19 protein-coding genes are annotated in these 24306 nt (G+C 60.9%); 11 read left to right on the forward strand and 8 right to left on the reverse strand.

Going from position 1 to position 24306, the window contains the following annotated elements; genetic code table 11:
• Window positions 1-243 precede the first annotated feature (243 nt).
• From ABDX87_RS05010 to ABDX87_RS05025, 4 genes are all read right to left on the reverse strand, one after another.
• On the reverse strand, window positions 244-3846 hold the full coding sequence (locus ABDX87_RS05010) for a molybdopterin cofactor-binding domain-containing protein (protein ID WP_346831887.1): 3603 nt from the start codon (window positions 3844-3846) through the stop codon (window positions 244-246).
• Window positions 3847-3860: 14 nt separating this feature from the next.
• Complete coding sequence (locus ABDX87_RS05015) at window positions 3861-4349, reverse strand: (2Fe-2S)-binding protein (RefSeq protein ID WP_346831888.1); 489 nt, start codon at window positions 4347-4349, stop codon at window positions 3861-3863.
• 538 nt (window positions 4350-4887) lie between these two features.
• Window positions 4888-5346 carry a MarR family winged helix-turn-helix transcriptional regulator gene (locus tag ABDX87_RS05020; RefSeq protein ID WP_346831889.1) on the reverse strand — a complete coding sequence of 153 codons (459 nt, stop codon included), beginning with the start codon at window positions 5344-5346 and terminating at the stop codon, window positions 4888-4890.
• A 213-nt stretch (window positions 5347-5559) separates the two neighbouring features.
• Window positions 5560-6609 carry a 2,5-dihydroxypyridine 5,6-dioxygenase gene (locus tag ABDX87_RS05025; RefSeq protein WP_346831890.1) on the reverse strand — a complete coding sequence of 350 codons (1050 nt, stop codon included), beginning with the start codon at window positions 6607-6609 and terminating at the stop codon, window positions 5560-5562.
• 355 nt (window positions 6610-6964) lie between these two features.
• Between ABDX87_RS05025 and ABDX87_RS05030 the strand changes: the two genes are divergently transcribed.
• The 5 genes from ABDX87_RS05030 to ABDX87_RS05050 all read left to right on the forward strand — a co-directional run bounded on the left by ABDX87_RS05030 (window position 6965) and on the right by ABDX87_RS05050 (window position 12782).
• Window positions 6965-8131, forward strand: a complete 1167-nt coding sequence (locus ABDX87_RS05030; RefSeq protein WP_346831891.1) for an FAD-dependent monooxygenase — start codon at window positions 6965-6967, stop codon at window positions 8129-8131.
• Complete coding sequence (locus ABDX87_RS05035; RefSeq protein WP_346831892.1) at window positions 8128-8946, forward strand: alpha/beta fold hydrolase; 819 nt, start codon at window positions 8128-8130, stop codon at window positions 8944-8946. The genes ABDX87_RS05030 and ABDX87_RS05035 overlap by 4 nt, the downstream gene beginning before the upstream one ends.
• 168 nt (window positions 8947-9114) lie before the next feature.
• Window positions 9115-9747 carry an N-carbamoylsarcosine amidohydrolase gene (locus tag ABDX87_RS05040; protein ID WP_346831893.1) on the forward strand — a complete coding sequence of 211 codons (633 nt, stop codon included), beginning with the start codon at window positions 9115-9117 and terminating at the stop codon, window positions 9745-9747.
• A 440-nt stretch (window positions 9748-10187) separates the two neighbouring features.
• A complete protein-coding gene (locus tag ABDX87_RS05045) occupies window positions 10188-11501 on the forward strand; it encodes an MFS transporter (protein WP_346831894.1) in 1314 nt (437 codons plus the stop codon).
• 204 nt (window positions 11502-11705) lie between these two features.
• Complete coding sequence (locus tag ABDX87_RS05050) at window positions 11706-12782, forward strand: nucleoside hydrolase (protein ID WP_346831895.1); 1077 nt, start codon at window positions 11706-11708, stop codon at window positions 12780-12782.
• Window positions 12783-12935: 153 nt separating this feature from the next.
• On the opposite strand, the gene ABDX87_RS05055 is transcribed toward ABDX87_RS05050, so the two are convergent.
• Window positions 12936-13907 (reverse strand): aldo/keto reductase, encoded by a 972-nt coding sequence (locus ABDX87_RS05055; RefSeq protein ID WP_346831896.1) that lies wholly within the window; start codon window positions 13905-13907, stop codon window positions 12936-12938.
• A gap of 171 nt (window positions 13908-14078) precedes the next feature.
• Between ABDX87_RS05055 and ABDX87_RS05060 the strand changes: the two genes are divergently transcribed.
• The 3 genes from ABDX87_RS05060 to ABDX87_RS05070 all read left to right on the forward strand — a co-directional run bounded on the left by ABDX87_RS05060 (window position 14079) and on the right by ABDX87_RS05070 (window position 16100).
• Complete coding sequence (locus ABDX87_RS05060; protein ID WP_346831897.1) at window positions 14079-14414, forward strand: hypothetical protein; 336 nt, start codon at window positions 14079-14081, stop codon at window positions 14412-14414.
• A gap of 190 nt (window positions 14415-14604) precedes the next feature.
• Complete coding sequence (locus tag ABDX87_RS05065) at window positions 14605-15177, forward strand: TetR/AcrR family transcriptional regulator (protein WP_346831898.1); 573 nt, start codon at window positions 14605-14607, stop codon at window positions 15175-15177.
• 59 nt (window positions 15178-15236) lie between these two features.
• Window positions 15237-16100: an SDR family NAD(P)-dependent oxidoreductase gene (locus tag ABDX87_RS05070; protein WP_346831899.1), complete on the forward strand. Its 864-nt coding sequence runs from the start codon at window positions 15237-15239 to the stop codon at window positions 16098-16100.
• 154 nt (window positions 16101-16254) lie between these two features.
• Here ABDX87_RS05070 and ABDX87_RS05075 read toward each other — a convergent pair whose 3' ends face one another.
• The gene (locus ABDX87_RS05075) at window positions 16255-16596 is read right to left on the reverse strand and encodes a carboxymuconolactone decarboxylase family protein (RefSeq protein WP_074755236.1); all 342 of its coding nucleotides are present in this window, start codon (window positions 16594-16596) and stop codon (window positions 16255-16257) included.
• Between the two features lie 113 nt (window positions 16597-16709).
• Here ABDX87_RS05075 and ABDX87_RS05080 point away from each other — a divergent pair, with 113 nt between their 5' ends.
• Window positions 16710-17627, forward strand: coding sequence for an AraC family transcriptional regulator (locus tag ABDX87_RS05080; protein WP_346831900.1), 918 nt, complete (start codon window positions 16710-16712; stop codon window positions 17625-17627).
• 704 nt (window positions 17628-18331) lie between these two features.
• Here ABDX87_RS05080 and ligD read toward each other — a convergent pair.
• Both ligD and ABDX87_RS05090 read right to left on the reverse strand, forming a co-directional pair.
• The gene (ligD, locus tag ABDX87_RS05085) at window positions 18332-21001 is read right to left on the reverse strand and encodes a DNA ligase D (RefSeq protein ID WP_346831901.1); all 2670 of its coding nucleotides are present in this window, start codon (window positions 20999-21001) and stop codon (window positions 18332-18334) included.
• Window positions 21002-21047: 46 nt separating this feature from the next.
• Complete coding sequence (locus ABDX87_RS05090) at window positions 21048-21968, reverse strand: Ku protein (protein WP_346831902.1); 921 nt, start codon at window positions 21966-21968, stop codon at window positions 21048-21050.
• 245 nt (window positions 21969-22213) lie between these two features.
• Between ABDX87_RS05090 and ABDX87_RS05095 the strand changes: the two genes are divergently transcribed.
• Entirely contained in the window at window positions 22214-23413 is a 1200-nt protein-coding gene (locus ABDX87_RS05095; RefSeq protein ID WP_346831903.1) for an MFS transporter, read from the forward strand.
• Window positions 23414-23581: 168 nt separating this feature from the next.
• A complete protein-coding gene (locus ABDX87_RS05100) occupies window positions 23582-24304 on the forward strand; it encodes an SDR family oxidoreductase (protein ID WP_346831904.1) in 723 nt (240 codons plus the stop codon).
• The last annotated feature ends 2 nt before the right edge of the window (window positions 24305-24306 follow it).

The raw sequence follows: 24306 nt of genomic DNA on the forward strand, positions 1-24306 counted from the left end.
CCCACAGGGTTTTGGGGTGTCATTCAAAGTCAGGCGATTCCTGATGGCTCCCACGCTCAGTGCCGCCCGGATGCTGCAGGACTGGCCGGCGTTCATTTTCTGATAGTTCCCACGCTCCGCGTCCAGACAAATGACGCGGAGCGTCAACAGATGCATTCCCACGCGGAGCGCGGGAACGATCAACCGTCGTAACCTCCGGCAGCTCCCACAGGGGTATGGGGTGTCATCCAGGGCCAGGCGGTGTCAGTGGGTGCCGGGATTGGCCTTGAGATACGCCACTTTCTCCGACAACCCCGTCCACTGCGGCTCATTCGGGGCGAAGCGGCTGCGCAGGTAGGCGGCGAGGTCGCTGATTTGGGTATCCGACAGGCTGTCCTTGAACGCCGGCATGTAGCCCAGATCCGGCGTCGCCGGATTGGAAATCCCCTGTTGTATCACCTTGATCAGGTTATCCGGCAGCGCGCTGTGAACGTTGGTGTTGGTCGCCAGCGAAGGACTGACCCCAAACAGCTTCGGCCCCAGACCGTCGGCATGACAGCCTTGGCAAGACCCTTCGAACACCCGCTGGCCATTACTCAGCGATTGCGCTGACACTCCTGCTGCAGGCTTCGTGGCTGGGATGACTTCGGTAACGGTCGGCGCCGCTTCGGCCGAGTCATTCAACGACGCGAGATACACCGCCATCGCCCGGACATCCGATGTCGGCAATTTCGCGAGTTCCGACACCACCGGCCCCATCGGTCCGGCCGCCACGCCATGGGCATCGGAATAGCCCGTGCTCAGGTAATTGAACAACTGGTCCTCGGTCCACGGCGTCGGTGCTTTCGACAGGCTGTTCAGGGCAGGTGCCTCCCAGCCGTCGACCATGCCGCCCGCCAGGAATGACGCACCGCCCTTCTCCGCCCCCATCAGGTTGCGCGGCGAGTGGCACGCGGCGCAGTGACCCAGGCCGTTAACCAGGTACTGTCCGCGGTTCCATTGCGCGCTTTGCTGCGGTTGCGCCTGCACCTCGCCCTTGCGCAGAAACAGCGCGTTCCAGCCCGCCATCAACGGGCGCATGTTGAACGGGAACTGCATGCTGTTGGCCGGCTGAACCTGTTTCACCGGCGCTTGCGACATCAAGTAGGCATACAGCGCCTGCAGGTCGGCATCGTCGATATTTCTGAAGGCGGTGTAGGGAAACGCCGGATAAAGATGCTTGCCGTCGCGACTGATGCCGTCACGCATCGCCCGCTCGAAGGCCGGGTAGGACCAGTTGCCGATGCCCGTCTCAGGATCTGGCGTGATGTTGCTGCTGTACAGGGTGCCAAACGGGGTTTGCATCGCCAGACCACCGGCATTGACGGCTCCGCCCGGTGCGGTGTGACAAACTGCGCAATCGCCCGCTGACGCCAGCAAACGTCCGCGCTCCAGCGTAGCGGCGGACCAGGTGCCCGCGCTCGGCGTCGCAATCGGGGCGATTTCGGCCCGCCACGGCAAGGCGGTCGCGGCCATGCCTAACACCGCGCCGAAGGCTGCGAACAACGACCCGAACAACCATTTCGAGCGCTTGGCTTTGGGCGATTGCGGTGGGTTGCTGTTCGCTTCATCGCCTGCATTTTTCAGCGCAGCCAGGATGCGCTCGGGGGTGATGGGCAGCTCACGAAAGCGAATACCTGTGGCGTCGTAGACCGCATTGGCGATCGCCGCCGCGCTGGGCACCGACGCCGACTCGCCCGCGCCCATCGGCGGTTCGGCCTGACGCGGCATCATCATCACGTCGACCTTGGGCACCTCCGGAAACGTCAGGATCGGATAACCGCCCCACTCCTTACTCGCGACCGTGGACTCTTCGAACGTCACGCGCTCTTTTAGCACGCGGCTGGTGGACTGAATGACGTTGCCATGAATCTGGTGCTGCACGCCCGCCGGATTCACCATCATCCCGGCATCGTGTCCGATCACCACCCGCGTGACCGAGACATCGCCGGTGTGCTTGTCCACCGCGACATCCGCGACCCATGCCGCCCACGCCGCGCCAAAACCGGGAAACTTGCTGTGGATGTACCGCGCGTAGGCAAAGCCACGACCGCGAAGCACGCCGTCTTCTTCCGGGATCTGCATGGGCTGGGTGCGCGGCGACCAGTTCGCACGCTCGGCGGTGGCGCGCACCAGTTCTGAAGCGCGATCGTCATGCAAGTAGCGCAAACGGTATTCCACCGGATCGACGCCCGCCGCGAAAGCCAACTCATCGATGTAGGATTCGTGAGCGAAGGTATTGGGGAGCGCCGATACACCGCGCATCCATGACGCGCGGACAATCGGCGCCATGTCGTTGATGGTGACGCGCATGTGCTCGATGTCGTACGGCGGAATCGAGGTGCGGTCGCCCATTTCGAACAGGGTCGCGACCGGCTCGACGCGCCCGGTCAACAGCAACGCCAGCGTCGGCGAGTTGTTGGACGGATAGCGGGTGGTGAAGTCATAACCGGCGATGCCGCCCTCGGCAGTCAGACCGCCATCGACTTCCATCAACTGCGCCGTGCCCTTGGGTTCCCACGCGTGCTCCTGTTCGCGGGTCAGCTGCACCCGGACCGGAAGACCGACGGCCCGCGACAGCAATACCGCGTCTGCGCACACGTCATCGGCACAGTTGCGGCCATAGCAACCGGCCGCCTCCATGCGGATGATCTCGATCTTTTCTTCGGGGTACTCCAGCAACCAGGCCAGATCGGCGCGCAACATGTGCGGGTTCTGCGTGCCGGACCAGACCCGGATGCCGTCGTCGCGGTAATCCGCCAGCCCGCACGACGGTCCGATGGAGCCGTGGATCTGGTAGGGCCAGAGGTAAGTGCGCGTCATCCTTTCGCTGGCGTTGGCCAGGGCTTCATCGACATTGCCCTTGTCCAGCACCACCCGCTGAATGCTCGGGTTATCGCGAATCGCCTGCTCGATGTCGCTCATGTCAGGCAACTGCTGCTGCCAGGGCTTCCAGGTGACTTTCAGCTCGCGCGCGGCCTTGGCGGCCTGCTCTTCGCGCATCGCGACCACGCCGATGAAATCGCGGATCACCACGATGCGAACGATGCCGGGAATGTGCGCAATGGACGACTCATCGACCTCCAACAGGCTGGTGCCGACAAACTCGCCCGTGTCGTAACCGGCGTAGGGCGGACGTATCACCCGGCCATGGAGCATGTCGGGCAAGCGCATGTCGTGGACGTAGGTCAATTCACCGGTGGCTTTGGCCGGAATGTCGACGCGTGCTGCGACCGTTCCGACCAGCTTGTAATCCTCCAGACGCTTGAGCGGTGCGTTGCCGGAGATCCGCAGCTCAACGTGCTGGTCGACCAGCAATTCGCCAAAGCGCAGGCTGCGACCATCCTGAGCACTGATCACCCCGGCTTCGATCACCAGTGCGTCCGGGTTGACTCCCAAGCGCTGCGCCGCCTGTTGCAGCAGGTATCGCCGCGCTTCGGCAGCAGCGTTGCGCAACGGGATTGCGGAGATCTGCAAGGTCGCGCTGGCGATGGTCGCGCCCTGATTCGGCGCGCGCTCGGTGTCACCCAGGACCATCGTGACCTGGTCCATCCGCAGGTCGAGCTCTTCCGCGACGATCTGCGCCAGCGAGGTGCGAATACCGGTGCCGAGGTCCACGTGGCCGTTGAAGGCGTAGACCCTGTTGTCCTGATCGATGGCGATGAACAGCCCCAGTTCCTTGGGCTTGACAGTGGGCGTGCCGCCTTTGGCAACCGGCCCTGAAGGCGGCAGGATGTCATCGACGATCAGCAGGACGCCGTTTTTGGCCAACAGATGGTCGCGGGTTGGTGTGGGCAATGTCGTGGGAGGCGTGATGGGCTGGTTCAAGGGATTCGCTCCGTTCAAAGCGGGTGGCGAGCGGCACGCATGACCGCACGGAGGATTTCGATATGGGTGCCGCAACGGCAGAGGTTGGCCGAGAGTTCGTTGCGGATTTCCGATTCGGTGGGGTGCGGGTTGCGGTCGAGTAAGGCTTTGGCGGTCATGATCATGCCGTTCATGCAATAGCCGCACTGCGCGGCTTGCTCGTCGATGAAGGCCTGCTGCACCGGGTGTGGGCACGCCCGCGAACCGATGCCTTCCAGCGTGGTGATTTCGCGCCCTTCGGCACCGGCCAGGGGGAACACGCAAGAACGTGCCGCCACCCCGTCGATGATCACCGTACATGCGCCGCACTCTCCCAACCCGCAACCGTACTTCGGGCCGTTGAGGGCCAGGTCGTTGCGCAGGATCAGCAGCAGCGGCGTGTCTGGCATGGCTGTGACGGACGCGGCCTGACCGTTGACGTTAAGCGTCACGGTCTTTTGCGCCATCACCGGCTGCTTGCTCATATCGCACTCCCCTGTGTTACTCAGCGCCTCGCGCTTTTGATGAAGTATTCACTTCACAAAAGGAGAGCAGGAAGCGTGCCAGTGGAGAAAAGGCTGTAGGACCGAGGGGTTTGGCTGTATGGAAATGGAGACGAACCTGTGGGAACGAGCTTGCTCGCGAAGGCGCCGTGTCATTCAGCAGTGCAGAAGCAGCCACGACCTATTCGCGAGCAAGCTCGCTCCCACAGGCAAATGAAAGCTTTCGCGCTGTGTGGGTAACAATCTGGGGGGAAGTGTGGAGCTTGCGACTGCTGCCTCTCAAGCGGATGCCAGACCAGTGGAACCTGGCAAATGCCGCATATAAAGCGAACGCCAGGTTTTATTGTGGGAGCGAGCTTGCTCGCGAATGCTGATGACCAGACGACATCGCAGGGGCTGACCGGACGCCTTCGCGAGCAAGCTCGCTCCCACAGGTTTTGCGTAGGCATGCTGCTCTCGGCAGAAGCCAGACCATTAGAAGCGTTCCTCCACCGGCCTGCAGGGAAGATGCGACGCTGTTTTACTCTTCAGGCTCGTCGATCAACTTGCGCAGCAGAAACAGCACCGCCACACGTTCCGCCGGGTTGAGCCGGGCCAGCGTGAGTTCGGATATCTGCGCCGCCCGTGGCACCGTTTCCTGCACCAACTGGAGGCCGCTGTCCGTCAGGCTGCAGATCACCTTGCGGCGATCCTCCGGGTCTGGGTCGAGGCTGATCAGGTCACGGGCTTTGAGCCGGTCAACGATGCCCCGAATCGTCGCCTGATCCACTGCTGTGGCCTTGACCAGTTCGGTCTGCGAACTCGGCCCATGATCACGCAATGCGCACAGGGTCACGAACTGCACCGCCGTGAGCTGTGAATCACCCACGTTCTGCTGAAAGATTGCTAGATGTCGCTGATACGCCTTGCGCAGCAAGTGGCCGACCTGCTCGGAGAAGGTGTAGGACTGATGGTTGTTGGATGATGGGTCAGTGGACACGGAGTGCTCGTTCGACAAGAGACTTGGAAAGTGGTGGATACATTAACGGTTGCGGGCTGACAGGGGAATCGTCAGCCCACCGATCACGCTGTGGGAGCGAATTCATTAGCGAGACAGTGGGACAGCCGACACACCTCTGGCGCTCGTACTACCGCATCGTGAATGAATTCGCTCCCACAGGTTTGAAACCTGCATTGTCATGGACGGCCCGCCTCAGGCCTTCGACGCCTCGGGCGCCACCACATCGCCGCCCAGCACCACGGCCTGATCGTCCAGGTAGATGTCGCAATGCCTTAGCGGAATGTCCAGATGGCACGGCGTTTTGCGCGTCCCGCCGACTTCAGTGTTCGGGCCGGTGGAGAACAGGAAGTTGCCATAGAACGCCCGCGCGTCCATGCACATGCCGTCGTTCTTGTCGTGCAGGCCCATGGCGGTCCACTGCGCACGGGGCTGCAAACCCCAGCCAATGTGGGAAATACCGTACACCTCGGGATCGTTGAAATACTTCATGTAATCGCGCAGGTACTCCGCCTCGAAGCCGCCCTTGATCCCGGTGATAAAGCCTTTTTCGATCTCCAGAACGATCTGTTCGCGGGAATAGTTTTTGAACGGCAGCACGATGTCGCCAATGTCGATCACCAGCGTGCCTTCCGCCGTTTCTTCGTTCGGCCAGGAGAACAGAAACCCGCTGGGCCAATGGTCCCAACGACCTGGCTCGTCGGCGAAACCGTACTCCGTCACCGAAGGGTATTGACCCAGTTGCGCGCGGAAATCACTGCCCGCGCGGGATTTCACATGAATCGAACGCGCCGATTTCAGCACCTGTTCAGCTGCCAGGACCCGCTCTTTGTCGGCCAGGGTGGGCAGCATGCGCGCCAGCACTTCCGGCGGCTCGACCGCAAGCAGGATGCGCGTGCCGGTCTTGAGGATCTGCTCCTGTTCCGGGGAGTGCAGCAACATCATGGTGTCGACGACCAGGTCCGCCGCTTCCAGCGCCCGCTGTGCAGCGATGTTGCCGGTCAGCGCGGTGTCACCGCAGTAGGCGGTCATGTCATTGCCCATGGCCTTGGGGTGATTGAACGACGGCAATTCCACCGCATAGACCTTGGCGCCCAGACGCTGGGCGGCGTCCATGGCCGCGCGCACGGTGCGCGCATCGGAATAGTGGCTCTTGAGCACTGCAACGCTCTGGGTCGTGTCCACCTTCGACAGTTTCAGGACATGCTCGAACATCTGGGTCAATTCGCAATCGCTAACCGGCATCTCTTGTCTCCTCGGCACTCGGCTCAGGTCAATCACATGGCGCCGAATGCACCATTGAAAGGCATTCCGCATCAGACTAGTGCATTTTTTAAAGCGTACACACTAATTAAACGCGATAAGACATCAATTGAACGCGGTCTGCAATAGCCGAGCCACTTCGTTACCTACTCACACATATGGCTTATTTAAAGGGTTACGAAGGGTGACATGCCTGTTTGCGACGTCGCAGGGTATTTTTTGAAATACCAGTTCACTTTTTAAAAATTGAGCGTATACACTTTAAAAACGCAATGCGGCGACGACGATGTTCGCCACACCACTCATCGAGATTCACGAAACACGAAGGAAGCGCGCCATGCCAACTCATCCCGCTAAGCCCAGTTCGCAAACCATCGCCATCGTCGGAGCCGGTCTGGGCGGGGCAGCCGCCGCCACGCTGTTGCAGCAAGCCGGTTTCAAGGTCGATGTCTACGAGCAGGCGCCGGAGTTCTCACGCATTGGTGCGGGGATCCACATGGGTCCGAACATCATGAAAATCTTCCGTCGCATGGGCATCGAGCAGCGGCTCAGTGACATGGGCTCCCATCCGGATTTCTGGTTCAGCCGTGACGGCGCGACCGGCGACTACCTGTCCCGCATCGCACTGGGCGAGTTCTCACGCAAGGAATATGGCGCCGCCTACATCACCGTCCACCGCGGCGACCTGCACGCCTTGCAGATGTCCACCCTCGCCCCGGGCAGCGTGCACTTCAGCAAATGCCTGACCACCCTTGAAGAGCGCGACAACGGTGTTCGCCTGAACTTCGCCGACGGCACCCACGCCGACGCGGACATCGTGATCGGTGCCGACGGGATCAACTCGAAGATCCGCGAAGAGCTGCTCGGCCATGAAAAACCGCTGTACAGCGGCTGGGTTGCACACCGCGCGCTGATTCGCAGCGACGTGCTCACCAAATACAACCTGAATTTCGAGAACTGTGTGAAGTGGTGGAGCGAGGACCGTCACATGATGGTCTACCACACCACCGGCAAGCGCGATGAGTACTACTACGTCACCGGCGTTCCCCACCCGGCATGGGATTTCGACGGCAACTTCGTCGACAGCAGCCAGGCAGAAATGTACGAAGCGTTCGCCGACTATCACCCGACCGTGCAGGCGCTGATCGAATCCACCGAGAGCGTGACCAAGTGGCCGCTGCTCAACCGCAATCCGCTGCCGCTGTGGAGCCGTGGCCGACTGGTACTGCTGGGCGACGCCTGCCACCCGATGAAACCCCACATGGCGCAAGGCGCCGGCATGGCCATCGAAGACGCCGCGATGCTGACACGTTGCCTGCAGGAAACCGGGCTCACTGATTACCGCACCGCCTTCGAGCTGTATGAAGCCAACCGCAAGGAGCGCGCCTCCCGCGTTCAGGCCGTTTCCAACGCCAACACCTGGCTGCGCACTCAGGAAGACCCGGCGTGGGTCTATGGCTACGACCTTTATGGTCAGGAACTGAAATCGGGGGCCATCGCATGAGCACCTTCATTCAGGGCGGCAACGTTCACGCCAATGGCATCCGACAGCACTACCTGCGCTACGGCGGCACACGGCATGCAGATAAACCGGCGCTGATCCTGATTCCGGGCATCACCAGCCCGGCGATCACCTGGGGGTTCGTGGCCGAGCGACTGGGCCAATATTTCGATACGTACGTGATCGATGCCCGGGGGCGTGGCCTCTCTTCCACCGGCCCGGACCTGGATTACAGCGTCGACACCTGCGCCGATGACATCAGCGCGTTTGCCGACGCCATGGGAATTGCCAGCTACCACCTGGTCGGCCACTCCATGGGCGCGCGTTTTGCAGCGCGGACCTCGGTGCGCAACCCGCGCGGCCTGAAGAGTCTGGTGTTGATCGATCCGCCCGTCTCGGGACCGGGTCGTCGTGAGTACCCGTCGAAACTGCCGTGGTACGTGGATTCCATTCGTCAGTCTCAAAACGGCATGAGCGCCGAAGACATGCGTGTCTTCTGCCCGACCTGGACTCAGGAACAGCTGCAATTGCGCGCCGAATGGCTGCATACCTGCTACGAGCCGGCCATCGTGCGCGCGTTCAATGACTTCCACGAGGTGGATTTCCATCAGGACCTGCCAAAACTGCCCGTCCCTGCCCTGCTGATCGTGGCCGGCCGGGGCGGCGTGATTCAAGCCGAAGACGAAGCGGAAATTCGCCATTTGCAGCCCGCGATCCTGATCGCACGTGTGGAAAACGCCGGGCACATGATTCCGTGGGACAACCTGCCGGGGTTCTTTGCGGCGTTTGGTGATTTTCTGGGCACAACATTGAATTAACGCCAAGCAGGCGCCCCTGTAAGAGTGAGCTTGCTCGCGATTCGGATTTGTCAGACACCCTTGCAGGGTCTGGTCTGACGCATCGCATGCAAGCTCACGCCTACAAAGTCTCTCCGTGTATCGGCAGACCGAGGGCCTTTCGAAGTGATGCGTCCAAAGGAGAACGGAATGAGTGAACAGCAAAGCGCCGACGCCAACTATCAGGGCGTCTGGGGCAATCGCATTGGCTTCGGGCTGAAACCGGCCTTGCTGATGATCGATTTCATGCAGGGTTACACCCAACCCGGTGCGCCGCTGTTTGCGCCGGGCGTGGTCAGCGCCGTGGCCGAGAGCGTCGAGTTGCTCGCCAGCGCACGGCAACACGGCGTCCCGGTGGTACACACCAACATCCGCTATCACCCAGGGCATTTTGCCGACGGCGGAATGTGGGTAAAGAAAGCACCGGTGATGAAAGACATGGTCGAGGGCAATCCGCTGGCGGCGTTCTGCGAAGAGGTGCTGCCGCTGCCGGAAGAAGTGGTGATCAGCAAGCAATACGCCAGTTCGTTCTTCGGCACGTCACTCGCCTCGATGCTGCACGCCATGGGCATCGACACCGTGGTGCTCGCCGGCTGCTCGACGAGCGGCTGTATTCGGGCGACGGCGGTAGACGCCGTGCAACACGGGTTCCGGACCATCGTGGTGCGTGAATGCGTCGGCGACCGTCACCCCGATCCGCACGAGTCCAACCTGTTCGACATCGACAGTAAATACGGGGACGTGGTGAGCAAGCAGGAGGCCATTAACCAGTTCAAGAAGTGACCTGAAACGACAACTCCCTGTCAGGCCGATACGAAACCTGTGGGAGCGAATTCATTCGCGAGACGTCGGTACATTCGACACACTTTCGTCGCCTGACCCAACGCATCGCGAATGAATTCGCTCCCACAGGAGATCGGTAGCCGACAGGAGCCTGCAACAAACGCTTCACCGGCAGAAACGGACATTCCGCCGTCAGAACCAGGCCAGAGAGCACTGGTCGCGCAGGTTGAACGCGCACTCACTGGACACTGTTATGCCATGGACCGGCGAAACGATGCCCAGTCTTCTGACACTGCCTTTGGAAGTCGCCGTCCGGTGCTTGCCAAAGTACTGGATGTGCGGCAAACAAAAACCACAACAGGCCGTATGAGCACGCAGCAAACGCAGGCAAGATCAGCCACGACTGCGCTCATCGGTCGAAGAACCGCCAGGAGACACCCATGCCCTCTGCAAATGTAGAAACCGCCGCGAGCGTTGTCGCGGACCCGATCAAAGCGCTGTACCACAAGATCACCTGGAAGCTCATCCCGTTCCTGTGTTTCTGCTACCTGGCCGCGTACCTTGACCGCATCAACATTGGCTTTGCCAAGCTGCAGATGCTCGATCAATTGCACTTCAGCGAAACCGCCTTCGGCCTGGGTGCAGGGCTTTTTTTCGTGGGCTACATCCTGTTCGAAGTGCCGAGCAACCTGGTGCTGGAAAAAGTCGGTGCGAAAATCTGGATCGCCCGGATCATGATCACCTGGGGCCTCCTCTCTGCCTGCACGCTGTTCGTCAGCACGCCGATGCAGTTCTACATCCTGCGCTTCTTTCTGGGCGCCGCCGAAGCGGGCTTCCTGCCCGGCGTGCTGTTCTACCTGACCACCTGGTTTCCGACCTACCGTCGCGGCCGCATCATTGCGCTGTTCATGATCGGCCTGCCACTGTCGAGCGTCATCGGCGGCCCGCTGTCCGGCTGGATCATGGGGCATTTCGATCAGACGGCGGGGCTGCGTGGCTGGCAGTGGCTGTTCCTGATCGAGGGCGTGCCCAGCGTGCTGCTCGGCGTCCTGACCTTCTGGGCCCTGCCGAACGCACCGAAAGACGCTAAATGGCTGAACGCCTCGGAGCAGACGCTGCTGGAAGGCGAGCTGCGCCTGGACGATGCCGAAGGCAAAGACAGCAAGCACAGTTTCCGTGACGGTTTCTTCAACCTGAAAGTGTGGATGCTCGGCGGTATCGACTTCTCGATCCTGCTCAGCGCCTACGCCATGGGCTTCTGGATGCCGACCTTCATCAAGAATGCCGGGGTGACCGACACCTTCCACATCGGGATTCTGACCGCGTTGCCCAGCGTTGCCGCGCTGATCGGCATGCTGATGATCGGCGCCAGCTCCGACCGCCGCCGCGAGCGCCGCTGGCACATCATCGTGCCGTTCTGGATCGGTGCGGTGGCCATGGCCGCCAGCCCGTTCTTTACCCATAACGTGATCGCGACCGTTGCGCTGTTCGCCGTCGCTTCGGCAGCGATCATCGGCGCGGTGCCGGTGTTCTTCAGCCTTCCGGCGACGTTCCTCAAAGGCCGGGCTGCCGCCACCGGCTTTGCCCTCGCCTGCTCGCTGGCCAACATCGCAGGGCTCGTCAGCAACTCGATGATGGGCATCGCGATCGACGTCACCGGCAGCAGCGCGGGTGCGCTGTGGTTCTTCGCCGGTTGCCTGATTCTCAGCAGCCTGCTGGTCGTGGCGTTGCCGGCGAAGCTGGTGAACCGGTAATCGACACACACCCTGTAGGAGCGTGGCTTGTCCCGCGATCTGCCGGGAACCGGCAGTAAAATCATTGCATGCGGTGGGTCAGAAAAACCGCATTCCCCGGTTTTACGACGGGTTCCCCGCCGATCGTCCGGATGCGGCCCAGACACAAGCCACGCTCCTACAGTGCGAATCACGTTCATCCAACAACAACCATGGAATCCGACCATGCAGGCGTTTCTGAAAAGCTGTGCCCTGGCCTTGACCCTCGGCCTGTCCGCGACCTCGCTGCACGCGGCAGAGAAGGTCATCTTCGATACCGATTTCAACGTGCTCAACGATGACGGTCAGGCCTTCATCATGCTCGCGCAGCTGCACGCGCAAAAACGCATCGACCTGCTCGGCATGACGCTGGTCAGCGGCAACGCCTGGGTCGATCAGGAGCAGGTCGACGCGCTCAAGGCCGTCGAGCGCATGGGCGTGGAAAAGGAGATCGGCGTTTACTCAGGCGCGGCCTATCCGCTGCTCCACGACTTCGCTTCTTATGAACAGGAAAAAGCCCTGTTTGGCGCAGGCTGGCCTGGGGCATTCAAAAACCCGCGTCCTACCTCTGCCTCACACCTGATCGCACCACCCGACGGCCTGGCGACACACACGCAACTGCGCAGCGAATCCGCCGTGCAGTTCATCGTCGACAGCGTGAAGAAAAACCCGCACGAGGTGACGATTCTCGCCGTCGGCCCGCTGACCAACCTTGCACTGGCCATCCGCAGCGCGCCGGAAATCGTTCCGTTGATCAAGCGCATCGTCTACATGGGCGGCGCCATCGAAATTCCTGGCAACACCACACCCGCCGCGGAATTCAACTGGTGGTTCGACCCGGAGGCGGCAAAAATCGTACTGCGCTCGCCGATTGAGCACGTAATCTTCCCCAACGATGTCTGCGAAAAGGTCGTCTTCGACGCATCGGTGTACAAGCGGATCGTGTCGCAGAAAGGCGTGATTCCTGATCTGTACAAGGCGGTGCTCGGGCCTGAGTTCGACAAGGACCCGAACCATCACAGCTTCACCTGGGACAGCCTGCCTGCACTGTTCCTGGTGCACCCGGAACTGGTCACTGAATCGAAGGAGCTGTGGGTGGATGTCGACGCCCATTTCGGCCCGGATTACGGCCGTTCGATGGGTTACAAAAAAGGCGCGCCGGTCGGCACACAGAAGGCCAAGGTAGTGTTCGCAGTGGATCAACCCAGGTTCTGGGATGAGTACGTGAAGCTGGTGACCCTGCCCGCGCCGGTTAAACGCTGACGGAACACGTGCAGGTCAGGCCACACCGAACACCTGTGGGAGTGAGCTTGCTCACGAAGGCTGAGGGTCAGTCGACATCGATGTTGCTGACACACCGTATTCGTGAGCAAGCTCACTCCCACAGGTGTCGGTAGCCCTACCCGAGCACTACCCTCAACCCACCAACGCAATCAACTGCTGGCGCTGAGCATCGGTCAACAACGGTCCCATCGCTGCGCCGGCATTTTCCTTCATGTACTTCGGATTACCCGTCCCCGGAATCGCACAGGTGACGGCGGGATGCGAAATCAGGAATTTCAGCGCCAATTGCGGCCAGCTTCTGGCTTGCACTTCCCCGGCCCAGCCCGGCAAAGGGGTGCCACGCAGACGCCCGAGCAAACCACCGCCGCCAAACGGGCGATTGCAGATCACCGCGACACCTCGCTCGCGACACAACGGCAGCAGCCTCGATTCAACCGCCCGGTCATCCAGCGCATAGTTGATTTGCAGAAAATCGAAAGACTCGGCCTTGAGTGCTGCTTCGACCTCGTCATACGCCGAGGAGGTGTAATGGGTGATGCCGATGTAGCGGATACGCCCCTGCTGCTTCCACTCCCTGAGCGTAGGCAGATGGGTTTTCCAGTCCAGCAGGTTATGGATCTGCATCAGGTCAATGCGGTCGGTTTGCAGCAGACGAAACGAATCCTCCATCTGCGCGATTCCCTCCTCACGCCCTCGGGTCCAGACCTTGGTGGCGAGAAACGCCGGAGCACGCGGCCGATGAATCGACAGCAGTTCGCCGGTGGTCTGCTCGGCGCGGCCATACATGGGCGAGCTGTCGATCACCGTCCCACCTGCGCGAAAAAGCTCGTTGAGCACCTCAGGCAAGAATTTATAGGCGTCGCTGCCAGGCTCGACATCGAAACCGCGATAGGTGCCGACACCGATCATCGGCAGGGCCTCGCCACTGGACGGGATGTTTCGGGTCAGCATGTCGGATTCTCCTTGCGGGTCGGACGGCGGGTCAGAACGTGTGTCGGGTGACGGCGAGCCCTCACCTGCTGCGGAATCGAACGCCAGCGCAACCGGCACACCGGCGGCCAGCGTGAGCAATCGTCTGCGCGTGAACAGCGTTGACTCGGTCATGGCACTTTCCTTTTGCGAACCTCTCGAGGAAAAGGACTCGTTAGGCACTGGTTGATCGACCACCCTCGACGCGCGTCGGTTCAAAGGCTATTTCGTCCGTCCGCGCACGTTCTCGGGAACGCTCCTCGCTCATCGTGCGTCACACATTTAGCACTGAAAGGAGCGCACGACATGAAAACAGTGATCACACTGGAAGAACTCGCCGAAGCAGACCTACGGCCGTACAAGGAAGTCTGGCTCACGACAGCGCAAGCGCTGGCCGAAAGTGGCCATAACGAAGATGAGTTATGCCTCTGGCGCTCAAATGACACGTTCACTCACGACATGCTCAGCGAAGGCACGCACGACCAGAACGTAGCCGGCGTCTGGCTGGTGGTCGACGACATCGATGACCCGGACCAAGTGCTGGATGTCGAAGAAGAAGTAAGGCAGCGCTTGCAGGCGTTGGTACTCAAGGGCGAGTTCTACCCGGCGGAATCGGGCGACACCCGCTCGTCAATGGGGTGAACAGCCGTTGGAGCGGTGCGTCTGCCGTGACTCTGGCCTTTCGCATCGCCTACGCATTCGCTTTCCAGAGATGAAAGCTGCACGCGCTTCACGATGACCGCTCGTCCAGCCAGCGGTTTCGCCCTTGCGAATGACCAGACCCGCGCGTATAAATGAGCACCTACTCACTCATTACTGAATATTACAGCTTATGGCCCGCCCGAAAAGCGAAGAAAAGCGCAACGCCCTGATCGACTCCGCCCTGCGAATTTTCGCCGAGCAGGGTCTGGGCGCGCCGACCTCGAAGATCGCCAAGGGCGCAGGCGTCGCAGAAGGTACGCTTTTCAACTATTTCGAGACCAAGGACGACCTGCTCAATCAGCTGTATCTGGAGTTGAAGGCGCAGTTGCGCGACGCCATGGTCCCCGGCTATCCGCGCAATGAAGATCTGAAGACACGTCTGCGTCATGCCTGGCACACCTATGTCAGTTGGGGCGTCGAGAACCCGGAACAACGCAAGGTCATGGCGCTGCTGATGATGTCGGACCGCGTCACCGACGCCAGCAAGGCGGCGGGCAGCGAAGCCTTCAGCGACATCAGTCGACATATGCAGGAAGGCGCGGCATCTGGCGCGTTGCGCAATCATCCGCCCGCCTTTACCGCTGCGATCATGCGCTCGCTGGCCGACACCACGATGGACTTCATGAGCAACGAACCCGAGCAAGCCGAGCGCTATTGCGAAGCCGGCTTCGAGGCGTATTGGAATGCAATGGCAACGGACTGATTCATTTACCCGTTAAATGAGTGACTACTTACTCATATTTCTATTTCAGGAGATTTTCCATGTCTAAAGTCTGGTTGATTACCGGGAGCGCCAGCGGCCTGGGCCGCAACATCGCAGAAGCCGTGCTTGCTTCGGGTGACCGTCTGCTCGCCGCTGCCCGGGAAATCCGGCGCCTCGATGATCTGGTCGACCGTTACCCTTCGACGGTCTTGCCCTTCGAGCTTGATGTGACGGACGCTCATGCCGCAACCGCTGCGGTTCAGGCAGCGGTTCAGCATTTCGGCCGTCTGGATGTACTGGTCAACAATGCCGGGTACGGCCACATGCTGCCCTTCGAACAAATCGAGGCATCGGACTTCCGTCTGGAGTTCGAGACCAACTTTTTCGGCGTGGTGAACCTGTGCCGCGCCGCCGTGCCAGTAATGCGTGAGCAGGGTTCCGGGCACATCATTCAGATCTCGTCGGTCGGCGGTCGTCTGGCCACGTTGGGCATGAGCGCCTACCAGTCAGCGAAATGGGCCGTGGGTGGTTTTTCAGACGTCCTCGCGGCGGAAGTGAAGCCGCTGGGCATTCGGGTCACGACCCTCGAGCCAGGCGGCATGCGCACCCACTGGGCGGTGCGCGCCCGTGGCGGAAACGTCAGCATCATGACGCCCTACCAAGCAAATGTCGGACAGATGCGCGACCTTCTGCGCAACATCGCGGGTAATGAGAACAGTGATCCAGACCGTGTGGCACAGGTGGTGCTGAAGGTCGCCGAACATGAAACGCCGCCGCTGCGTCTGCTATTGGGCAGCGATGCCTTGCAGTACCTCGCCCCGGTGGAAGCCGACCGCGCAGCGACTGGCGAACGCTGGAAAGCCGTGAGTACGTCGGTCGATTTCAGCGCGACCGCTCCTGTTCCCTCCCTGCCGCAGCACTGAGGAAGCAAAAAGCGGCCCATCACATCGGGCCGCTTCTGCGAATTACTTGGCCGGTTGTCGATCCGCGTCCGCCAAAGACGCAGGCCCCTGGCTTGCCAGCGATCTGCCGGAGCACGGCAGCAAACCCGGCCGACTCACGCGCTCACAACGTCACTCACTTCTTCAACGCGTCATACGCTTCCAGCGCGTGCATCGAGTAGATGTACGCTGCACCCGCGTTAAGCGAGATCGCAGTCGCCAGTGCGGCGGCGACTTCTTCACGGGTGGCGCCTGCGGCGATGGCGGCTTCGGAGTGGGCGCCGATGCAGCCGTCACAGCGGGTGGTGATGGCCACGGCCAGGGAAATCAGCTCGCGGGTTTTCGCGTCGAGCACGTTGTTTTCCGCCGCGGCATCGCCAAGGGCCATATAGGCCTTGACCATTTTCGGGTTGGATTTGGACAGCGAACCGAAGGATTGTTTGATGGTGGAAACGAGGTCGGACCAATTGCTGAACATGATGGTATCTCCTGAGAGCGGCGACTAGACTGCGCCGGGAACACAAACAGTGTCCGCCAAGGGCGTTCCTGTAACTTGCTCGTTTGGCTCATTTTCTTGTCTGAAAGTCGCATATGAACGCCATTGACACGCTCATCACTCTAGCCGACGTACGCGGAAGCCTTGACCTGCGCTGCCAGTTCCAGGGCGACTGGGCGCTGGATCATGATCAGAAAGCCAGCGGCATCGCGCCTTATCACATCGTTCTGGCGGGAGAATGCCTGATCGAACTGCCGGACGGTCGGCGGTTGAAACTGGTCGCCGGGGATATCCTCGTGCTGCCCACCGGGGTCAGTCATTTGCTCCTCAGTCGCGGCGAACGGGTGTCGCCTTCCCGTCCACAGAGGGAGGAAGGTGGCTTGTTGACTTTGCAACGCTTCGGAAACGGCCAGGAGCTGGACCTGCTTTGCGGGCGCTTCCTCTACCAGCCCGACTCGATGCTGCTGTCAGCACTGCCTGATCACCTGCTGATTTCCACTCAATCGCTCAACATCGGCGATCCCCTGCCGTCGCTGGTGTCGTTGCTGCGCAGCGAGGCCGATGGCAATCAGGCAGGTGGGCAGTTCATGGTCAACGCGCTGACCTCGGCCTTATTCACCCTCGTGCTGCGCGCGCACCTGCAACAGTCGCCGCAAAGCGAGGGCAGCCTTGCGCTGCTCAGCGACAGACGCTTGGGTCGCGCCTGGCAGGCGATGCTCGAGGACCCGGCCCATGAGTGGACGGTCGAGGCATTGGCGGAGCTGGCGAGCATGTCCCGCGCCACTTTCATGCGTGCGTTCAGCAAACTCAGCGGCAGCTCGCCCTGGACTTTGCTCACCCAAGTGCGCATGCAACGCGCCTATGGTTTGTTGACCCGCTCGCAGAGCGGCCTCAGCGACATCGCCGCGCAGGTCGGTTACCAGTCCCAGGCGGCGTTCAGCAAAGTCTTCAAAGACACCTACGGCATGGCGCCGGGGCAGTTTCGGCGGAAGCTCAAGCCACCTGCTTGCTGACATCTTGTGTGGCAGTGAGTGTGTCCCGCGTTTCCTCCGGACGAATGTAATTCAGTGAGATTGATGTTGAATGAAGGACCGCATTCGCGAGCAAGCTCGCTCCCACAGGTTCGACCTCCACTGCAAATCATTGAAACGACGCAGTACCTGTAGGAGACGTCCGAGGTTACGAGGGCCGCGATGCGGTGGGTCAGGTACATCGACGGTGAATGACACCCCGCATTCGCCAGCAAGCCGGCTCCTACAGATTAGACATCGACCGCAAATCATCGAAACGACGCAGTACCTGTAGGAGACGTCCGAGGTTACGAGGGCAGCGATGCGGTGGGTCAGTGACATCAATGTCGCCTGATACACCGCATTCCCGAGCAAGCTCGCTCCCACACGTTAGATGTCGACCGCAAATCATCGGAACGACGCAGTACCTGTAGGAGACGTCCGAGGTTACGAGGGCAGCGAAATGCGGTGGAAAAGTTACATCAATGTCGTCTGATACACAGCATTCGCGAGCAAGCTCGCTCCCACAGACTCTACGTCCACTGCAAATCATCGGAACGACGCAGTACCTGTAGGAGACGTCCGAGGTTACGAGGGCAGCGATGCGGTGGGTCAGGTACATCGACGGTGAATGGCACCCCGCATTCGCCAGCAAGCCGGCTCCTACGGCTCTGATGGCTGCCTCAAATCCCGGGGACGCCACCGGATCACGGCGCCTTCACCCCCAATCGCTTCCACATCGGCTTGGTGATGCGCTGGGTGTTTTTGTAACCCGCCCACGGATCGGCCTTGAGCTTGCGCAGGCGTTTTTGCAGGTTGCCGATGTTCCATTGTGTCGATGATTTGAGGCTGCTCAATTCGTCCCGAGTGATCGGCACCGAGACGGGCAGACCCGGTCTTGCCCTGGCGGAATACGCGGCCACGGTGCTGGCGCCACGGGTGTTGCGCAAGTAATCGACGAAGATCTTGCCGACCCGGTTCTTCGGCCCGGAGGTCGCGGTAAAGCGCTCCGGCAACTGCTGCGCGAGAAACTGCGCCAGCGCCTTGGCGAACGCCTTGACCGTGTCCCAGTCAGCCTTGCGCGCTAGTGGCACGATGATGTGCATGCCCTTGCCGCCACTGGTCTTGAGGTAGGCATCCAGACCCAGCTCATCCAGCACCGACAAAGTCATTTGGGTAGCCTCGATCATGCTGCGCCAGGGCAGCGCCTCGTCCGGATCAAGGTCGAGGACAAAGTGATCAGGCAGCTCGATCTTGTCGTACGTCGAGCCCCAGGTGTGCAATTCGATGGTGCCCATCTGGGCCGCGCCGACCAGCGCCTGAACGCTGTCGATCTCCATCAGTCGCGCATGGCCGGGGTCGAGTTTCGGGTCGAGCTGCTTGATGTTCGGGATCGCCAGCCGCTCGGAATGTTTCTGGAAAAACTGCTCGCCCTCGACACCGTCCGGGCAACGCAGCAAGGCCACCGGACGATGATCCAGGTGCGGCAGGATCCAGTCGGAAATCGACTCATAGAAATGCGCCAGGTCGATTTTGTGCAAGCCACTCAACGTGTCGATCACCCGCTCGGGATGGCTGATCATCACGCCCGCCACTTCAACCTTGTCTTTGCCGGCACGCTTGCTGGCCGGCTTGGCCTTCTCGCTTTTCGTTTCGGCGGTCGTGGGCGCCTTGGACGTGCGGGCCTTGGTCGCACCGGTTTTGGAGGCATTCGGCTTGAAGGGGGCCTTGATGTCCACTGGCGTCTTGGGGTACTCGTGGACCACTTCGCTGGCAGGCTTGTCGCTGCGCAGGGCAATAAAGGCCGAATGACGAATGATGCCCTCGCGCGTCCATTCCCCGAACTCCACTTCGCCGACCAGTTTCGGCTTGATCCAGTGCACACCTCGGGCCTGAGTGCTGGTGAGTTTTTTCGCCAGCGGCGAGGCATCCTGCGCCAGCGGTTTCATCTGTTCGAGCAGTTCACCAAGCATCTTCTGATTGAAACCGGTGCCGACCCGTCCGGCGTACACCAGTCCCGCCCCTTCCTCGTTGACCGCCAGCAACAGCGCGCCAAATCCGCTGCGCGTTCCCTGTGGCTGGGTATAGCCGACGATGACGAACTCCTGGCGCAGCTTGCACTTGAGCTTGATCCAGTCCGGGCTGCGCCTTGATTGATAGACGCTGCCTGCACGTTTGCCGATCACCCCTTCAAGGGACAACAGACAGGCGCTTTCGACAATGTCACGGTGGCTGGCAGAGAACGCATCGGAGAAACGCAGCAAACGGCTTTTCTTGCCCAACAGTTTTTTGAGGGCCGCACGACGCTCTTCCACCGGCCTGTCGCGCAGGTCTTCGCCATTCAGGAACGGAACGTCAAACAGGTAATAGACGATGTCCTTGCTGCGGCCGATCTCGAAGGCATTCTGCAGCGCCTGGAAGTCAGGCAGCCCGTCCTCGTTGAGCACCACCATCTCGCCGTCGAGCCAGCCGTCGCCCAGGTTCAGATCGGCGATGGCCTTGGCCTGCAACGGCAGACGTTCGGTCCAGTCGTGACCGTTGCGGGTGATCAGCCGGACGTCTCCGTCGAGAATCCGGGTCATGATCCGGTAGCCATCGAATTTGATTTCGTACAGCCATTCGCCTTCGGGCGGCGTGTCCATCAGCGTGGCAAGCTGCGGCGAGAGTTTTTCGGGAACCTTGGTTTTCTTCGTGGAAGATGACTTGCTTGCCGCTTTTCCAGGCGCCTGACTGGCCGACTTCTTTACCGCGACTGCCCCAAATGCAGCGGTCTTGCGCTGGCTGGATTTTGCCGGCGCTCGCCCTTCGCCCACGGTCGCACCGCTGACCACGCTCTCGGGCTTGTCCGCGACGATGTCGTACTCGTCCGCCGAGCGCACGGCCTCATCCTTTTCCTTGATCAGCAACCACTGCTCCTTGTCGCCACTGCCGGGCAAGTGCGTGCGTACCAACGCCCAGTCGCCCGTGAGCTTTTCGCCGATCAAGGTGAATTTAAGTTTGCCGGCCTTGTACGTCTCCTGGGGATCGCCATGGGGCTGCCAGATCCCACGGTCCCAGACGATCACGTCACCCGCCCCATACTGGCCCTCCGGAATACTTCCCTCGAAGCTGCCATAGCCCAGCGGATGGTCTTCGACATGCACCGCCAGGCGCTTGTTCTTCGGGTCAAGGCTCGGGCCTTTGGGCACCGCCCAGCTTTTCAGCGTGCCATCCAGTTCAAGCCGGAAGTCGTAATGCAGGTTGCGCGCGTCGTGCTTGTGAATGACAAAGCTCAGCGCCTTGCCCTTGCTGCTACGAGCCCGGCCCGCTGTTTCGGGCGGCTCGGACGTGATGTCAAAATTGCGCTTACGGGTGTACTCACTCACAGATTTCGCCATGATCGATTAGACCTCTGCATTTTTCTTATCAACCTGGCATCGCTTTTCAGGATGCCTTGGTCGCTTTCTTCCTTGCAGGGGCGCGCCGTTTGGCCGGAACGTCTTCATCATCGGCAGCGGTTTTGCTCTTGCTGGCAGGTTTGGTTTTTACCGGGGCCTTGGCCGAACCGCCACGGCTACCCAGACTGCGTTTGAGCAACTCAGTCAAATCGATGACATCAGCGGATTTGCGCTCGGTTTCCCCAACGTCGGTTTCCACATCCTCGATCTTGCCTTCCCGGGCTTTGGTTTCGACCAGCGACATGATCTGGTCCTGGAACGTGTCACGGTATTGTTCGGCGTCCGGCGTCCACTCGGTGCTCATGTCCTTGACCAGGCGTTTGGCCATGTCCAGCTCACTCTTGCTCAGTTTGACGTCGGTCGCCTCCTTCGGAAGATCCAGCGTATCGAGCCCGCGCACTTCAGAAGGCCAGCGCAACAGCACCAGCACGATGGCCGACTCCAGCGGCATCACAGCGGCGAGGTGCTGGCTGGTGCGAATCACGACATGGGCCAGCGCTACCTTGCCGGTGTCTACCAGCGTCTGTCGTAACAGAGCGTAGACCTTCTCACCGCGCTTGTCGGGCGCAAGGAAGTAAGGCGTGTCGATGTTTTGCAGCGGAATGTCCTTGCTGTCGACAAAACCGAAGATGTCGATGGTCTGCGTGGACTTGGGGTGCGCAGCGCGAATCTCGTCCTCACTGATCACCACATAGCGGCCTTTCTCATACTGCACGCCCTTGACGATGTTCTCCTTGTTGATTTCCTTGCCCGTGACTTTGTTGATCCGCTTATAGCCCACCGGGTCCATGCTCCGCTTGTCCAGCCAGTCGAAGTCAACGCCCTGCCGCGACGTCGCCGACACCAGCGCGACCGGAATATGCACCAGCCCGAAACTGATCGCGCCCTTCCAGATTGACCGAGCCATCGCGTGATTCCTTGAGAAGTGAGTCTATGGGTTCGTGTAGGAGTGACTGGGGCGAGTGAGAAAAAGTTTCGGGAGGGCGACGGGTGCGGAGGTGGCGCATCAGCATCATTCTTTTCATGCATAAAACATATCAACCCGATAGCACTTCTTAACGCAACGAAAAAGCGTTAGCCTCTGGCGCTTCCCTTTTATGCACCGCAGCAGCGCGCTTTGCCGGCTGCGGTGCACTGCCAGTCGAGATCCGCATGACTTCCATGCCCCACGCTAATCCCGGTGCCACAATGACCAAGGGTCTGGCCGTGCTGTTCGCGTTCTGCTGCGGCGCAATCGTTGCCAATATCTACTACGCCCAACCCATCATCGGCTTGATCGCGCCCGACATCGGGCTGTCCAGTACGCTGGCGAGCTTCATCGTGTCGTTGACCCAGATCGGCTACGCGCTGGGGCTGTTCTTCCTGGTGCCGTTGGGTGATCTGCTGGAAAACCGGCGGCTGATGATCATCACCACGGCCGTGGCCATTCTGAGCCTGTTGAGCGCCGCCTTCGCGCAGACGCCCAATCTGTTTCTGCTGGCGTCGCTGCTGGTGGGATTCAGTTCGGTGGCAGTGCAGATCCTGATTCCATTGGCCGCGCATCTGGCGCCCGAAGAAACACGCGGACGCGTGGTCGGCAGCATCATGGGCGGTCTGCTGTTGGGCATTCTTCTCGCGCGCCCCGCGTCCAGCATCATTGCCGATCACTTCGGCTGGCGTGCGGTATTCGGGACGGCCGCGTCGGTCATGTTGGTGATCAGCGTGGTATTGGCGACGACCATTCCCCGGCATCAACCCACGCACAACGCCACCTACGGGCAATTGCTGACCTCGCTGTGGACGCTGTTGCGCAAGCAGCCGGTCTTGCGCCAACGGGCGTTTTATCAGGCCTGTATGTTTGCCACGTTCAGCCTGTTCTGGACGGCGGTGCCGCTGGAGCTGGCGCGCAACCATGGGCTGTCGCAGAGCCAGATCGCCATTTTCGCGCTGGTCGGCGCGATTGGTGCCATCGCCGCACCGATTGCCGGGCGCCTGGCAGATGCCGGACACACGCGAGTTGCCAGCCTGTGCGCCATGCTCTTTGCCGCCTTGAGCTTTTTGCCCAGCCTGATCACGCCAGCGTATGCGGTGATCGGCATGGCGGTGACCGGCATCGTGCTGGACTTCTGCGTGCAGATGAACATGGTCCTGGGCCAGCGCTCGGTCTACGCCCTGGACGCTAAAAGCCGCAGTCGCCTCAACGCCCTGTACATGACCAGTATTTTTGTCGGCGGCGCCATCGGTTCGGTGATCGCCAGTGCGCTGTATGACCACGGCGGCTGGACATGGATCGTGATCGCCGGCAGTGCGTTTCCGCTCATCGCGCTGGTGGCGTTTCTCAGAAATTCGACGTCCGGGTCGCGATCGTTTTGAGCGCCCGATAGCCAGACGGACACTGTCCCTTGTGGGAGCGAATTCATTCGCGATGCGATCGTACAGCCGACAAGAAAAGGTCGGATGCGCTGGCCAATCGCGAATGAATTCGCTCCCACAGGGACGCACTCCGATCTAAACCCCTTCCAGTCTTACGGAGCAATATTCATGACCTCCCGCACTTTCCTGATCACCGGCGCCAGCAAAGGCATAGGCCGTGCGCTCTCCGAACACCTGGCGGCAGCCGGTCATCAGGTGGTCGGCATTGCCCGCCACGCTGACGACCCGACCTTTCCGGGGGTGCTCAAAGAGCTTGATCTGAGCGACAAAGACCAGACCCGCTGCGGCCTGACGGAGCTGGCGCAGCACTACCGCTTCGATGGCTTGGTGAACAATGTCGGGCTGGTACGCCCCCAGCCGCTCGGGCAGATCGAGCTGGACGACTTCGACGCCGTGATGAGCGTCAACCTGCACTCTGCCCTGCTCGCCACCCAAGCCTTGCTGCCCAACATGCGCGAACAAGGCTGGGGCCGGATCGTCAACATCTCCAGCCTGACCGTGCTCGGCATCACGCAGCGCACGGCCTACGCTGCCGCCAAAGCCGCGCTGATCAGCTTCACCCGCTCATGGGCGCTGGAACTGGCGCAGACCGGCATCACCGTGAACGCCATCGCCCCCGGCCCGACCGAAACCGAGCTGTTCCGGCAGAACAACCCGGTGGGCAGCGAGGGCGAAAAACGCTACCTGTCCGGCGTGCCCATGGGCCGCTTCGGCCAACCCGAAGAAATCGCTTCGGCCATTGCCTTCCTGCTCTCCGAACAGAGCGGATTCATTACCGGACAGACGTTGTTTGTCGACGGTGGTGCTTCGGTGGGTAAGGCCGGGTTTTGACA

This window comes from Pseudomonas abietaniphila (genome assembly GCF_039697315.1).
Taxonomy (GTDB): domain Bacteria; phylum Pseudomonadota; class Gammaproteobacteria; order Pseudomonadales; family Pseudomonadaceae; genus Aquipseudomonas; species Aquipseudomonas abietaniphila_B.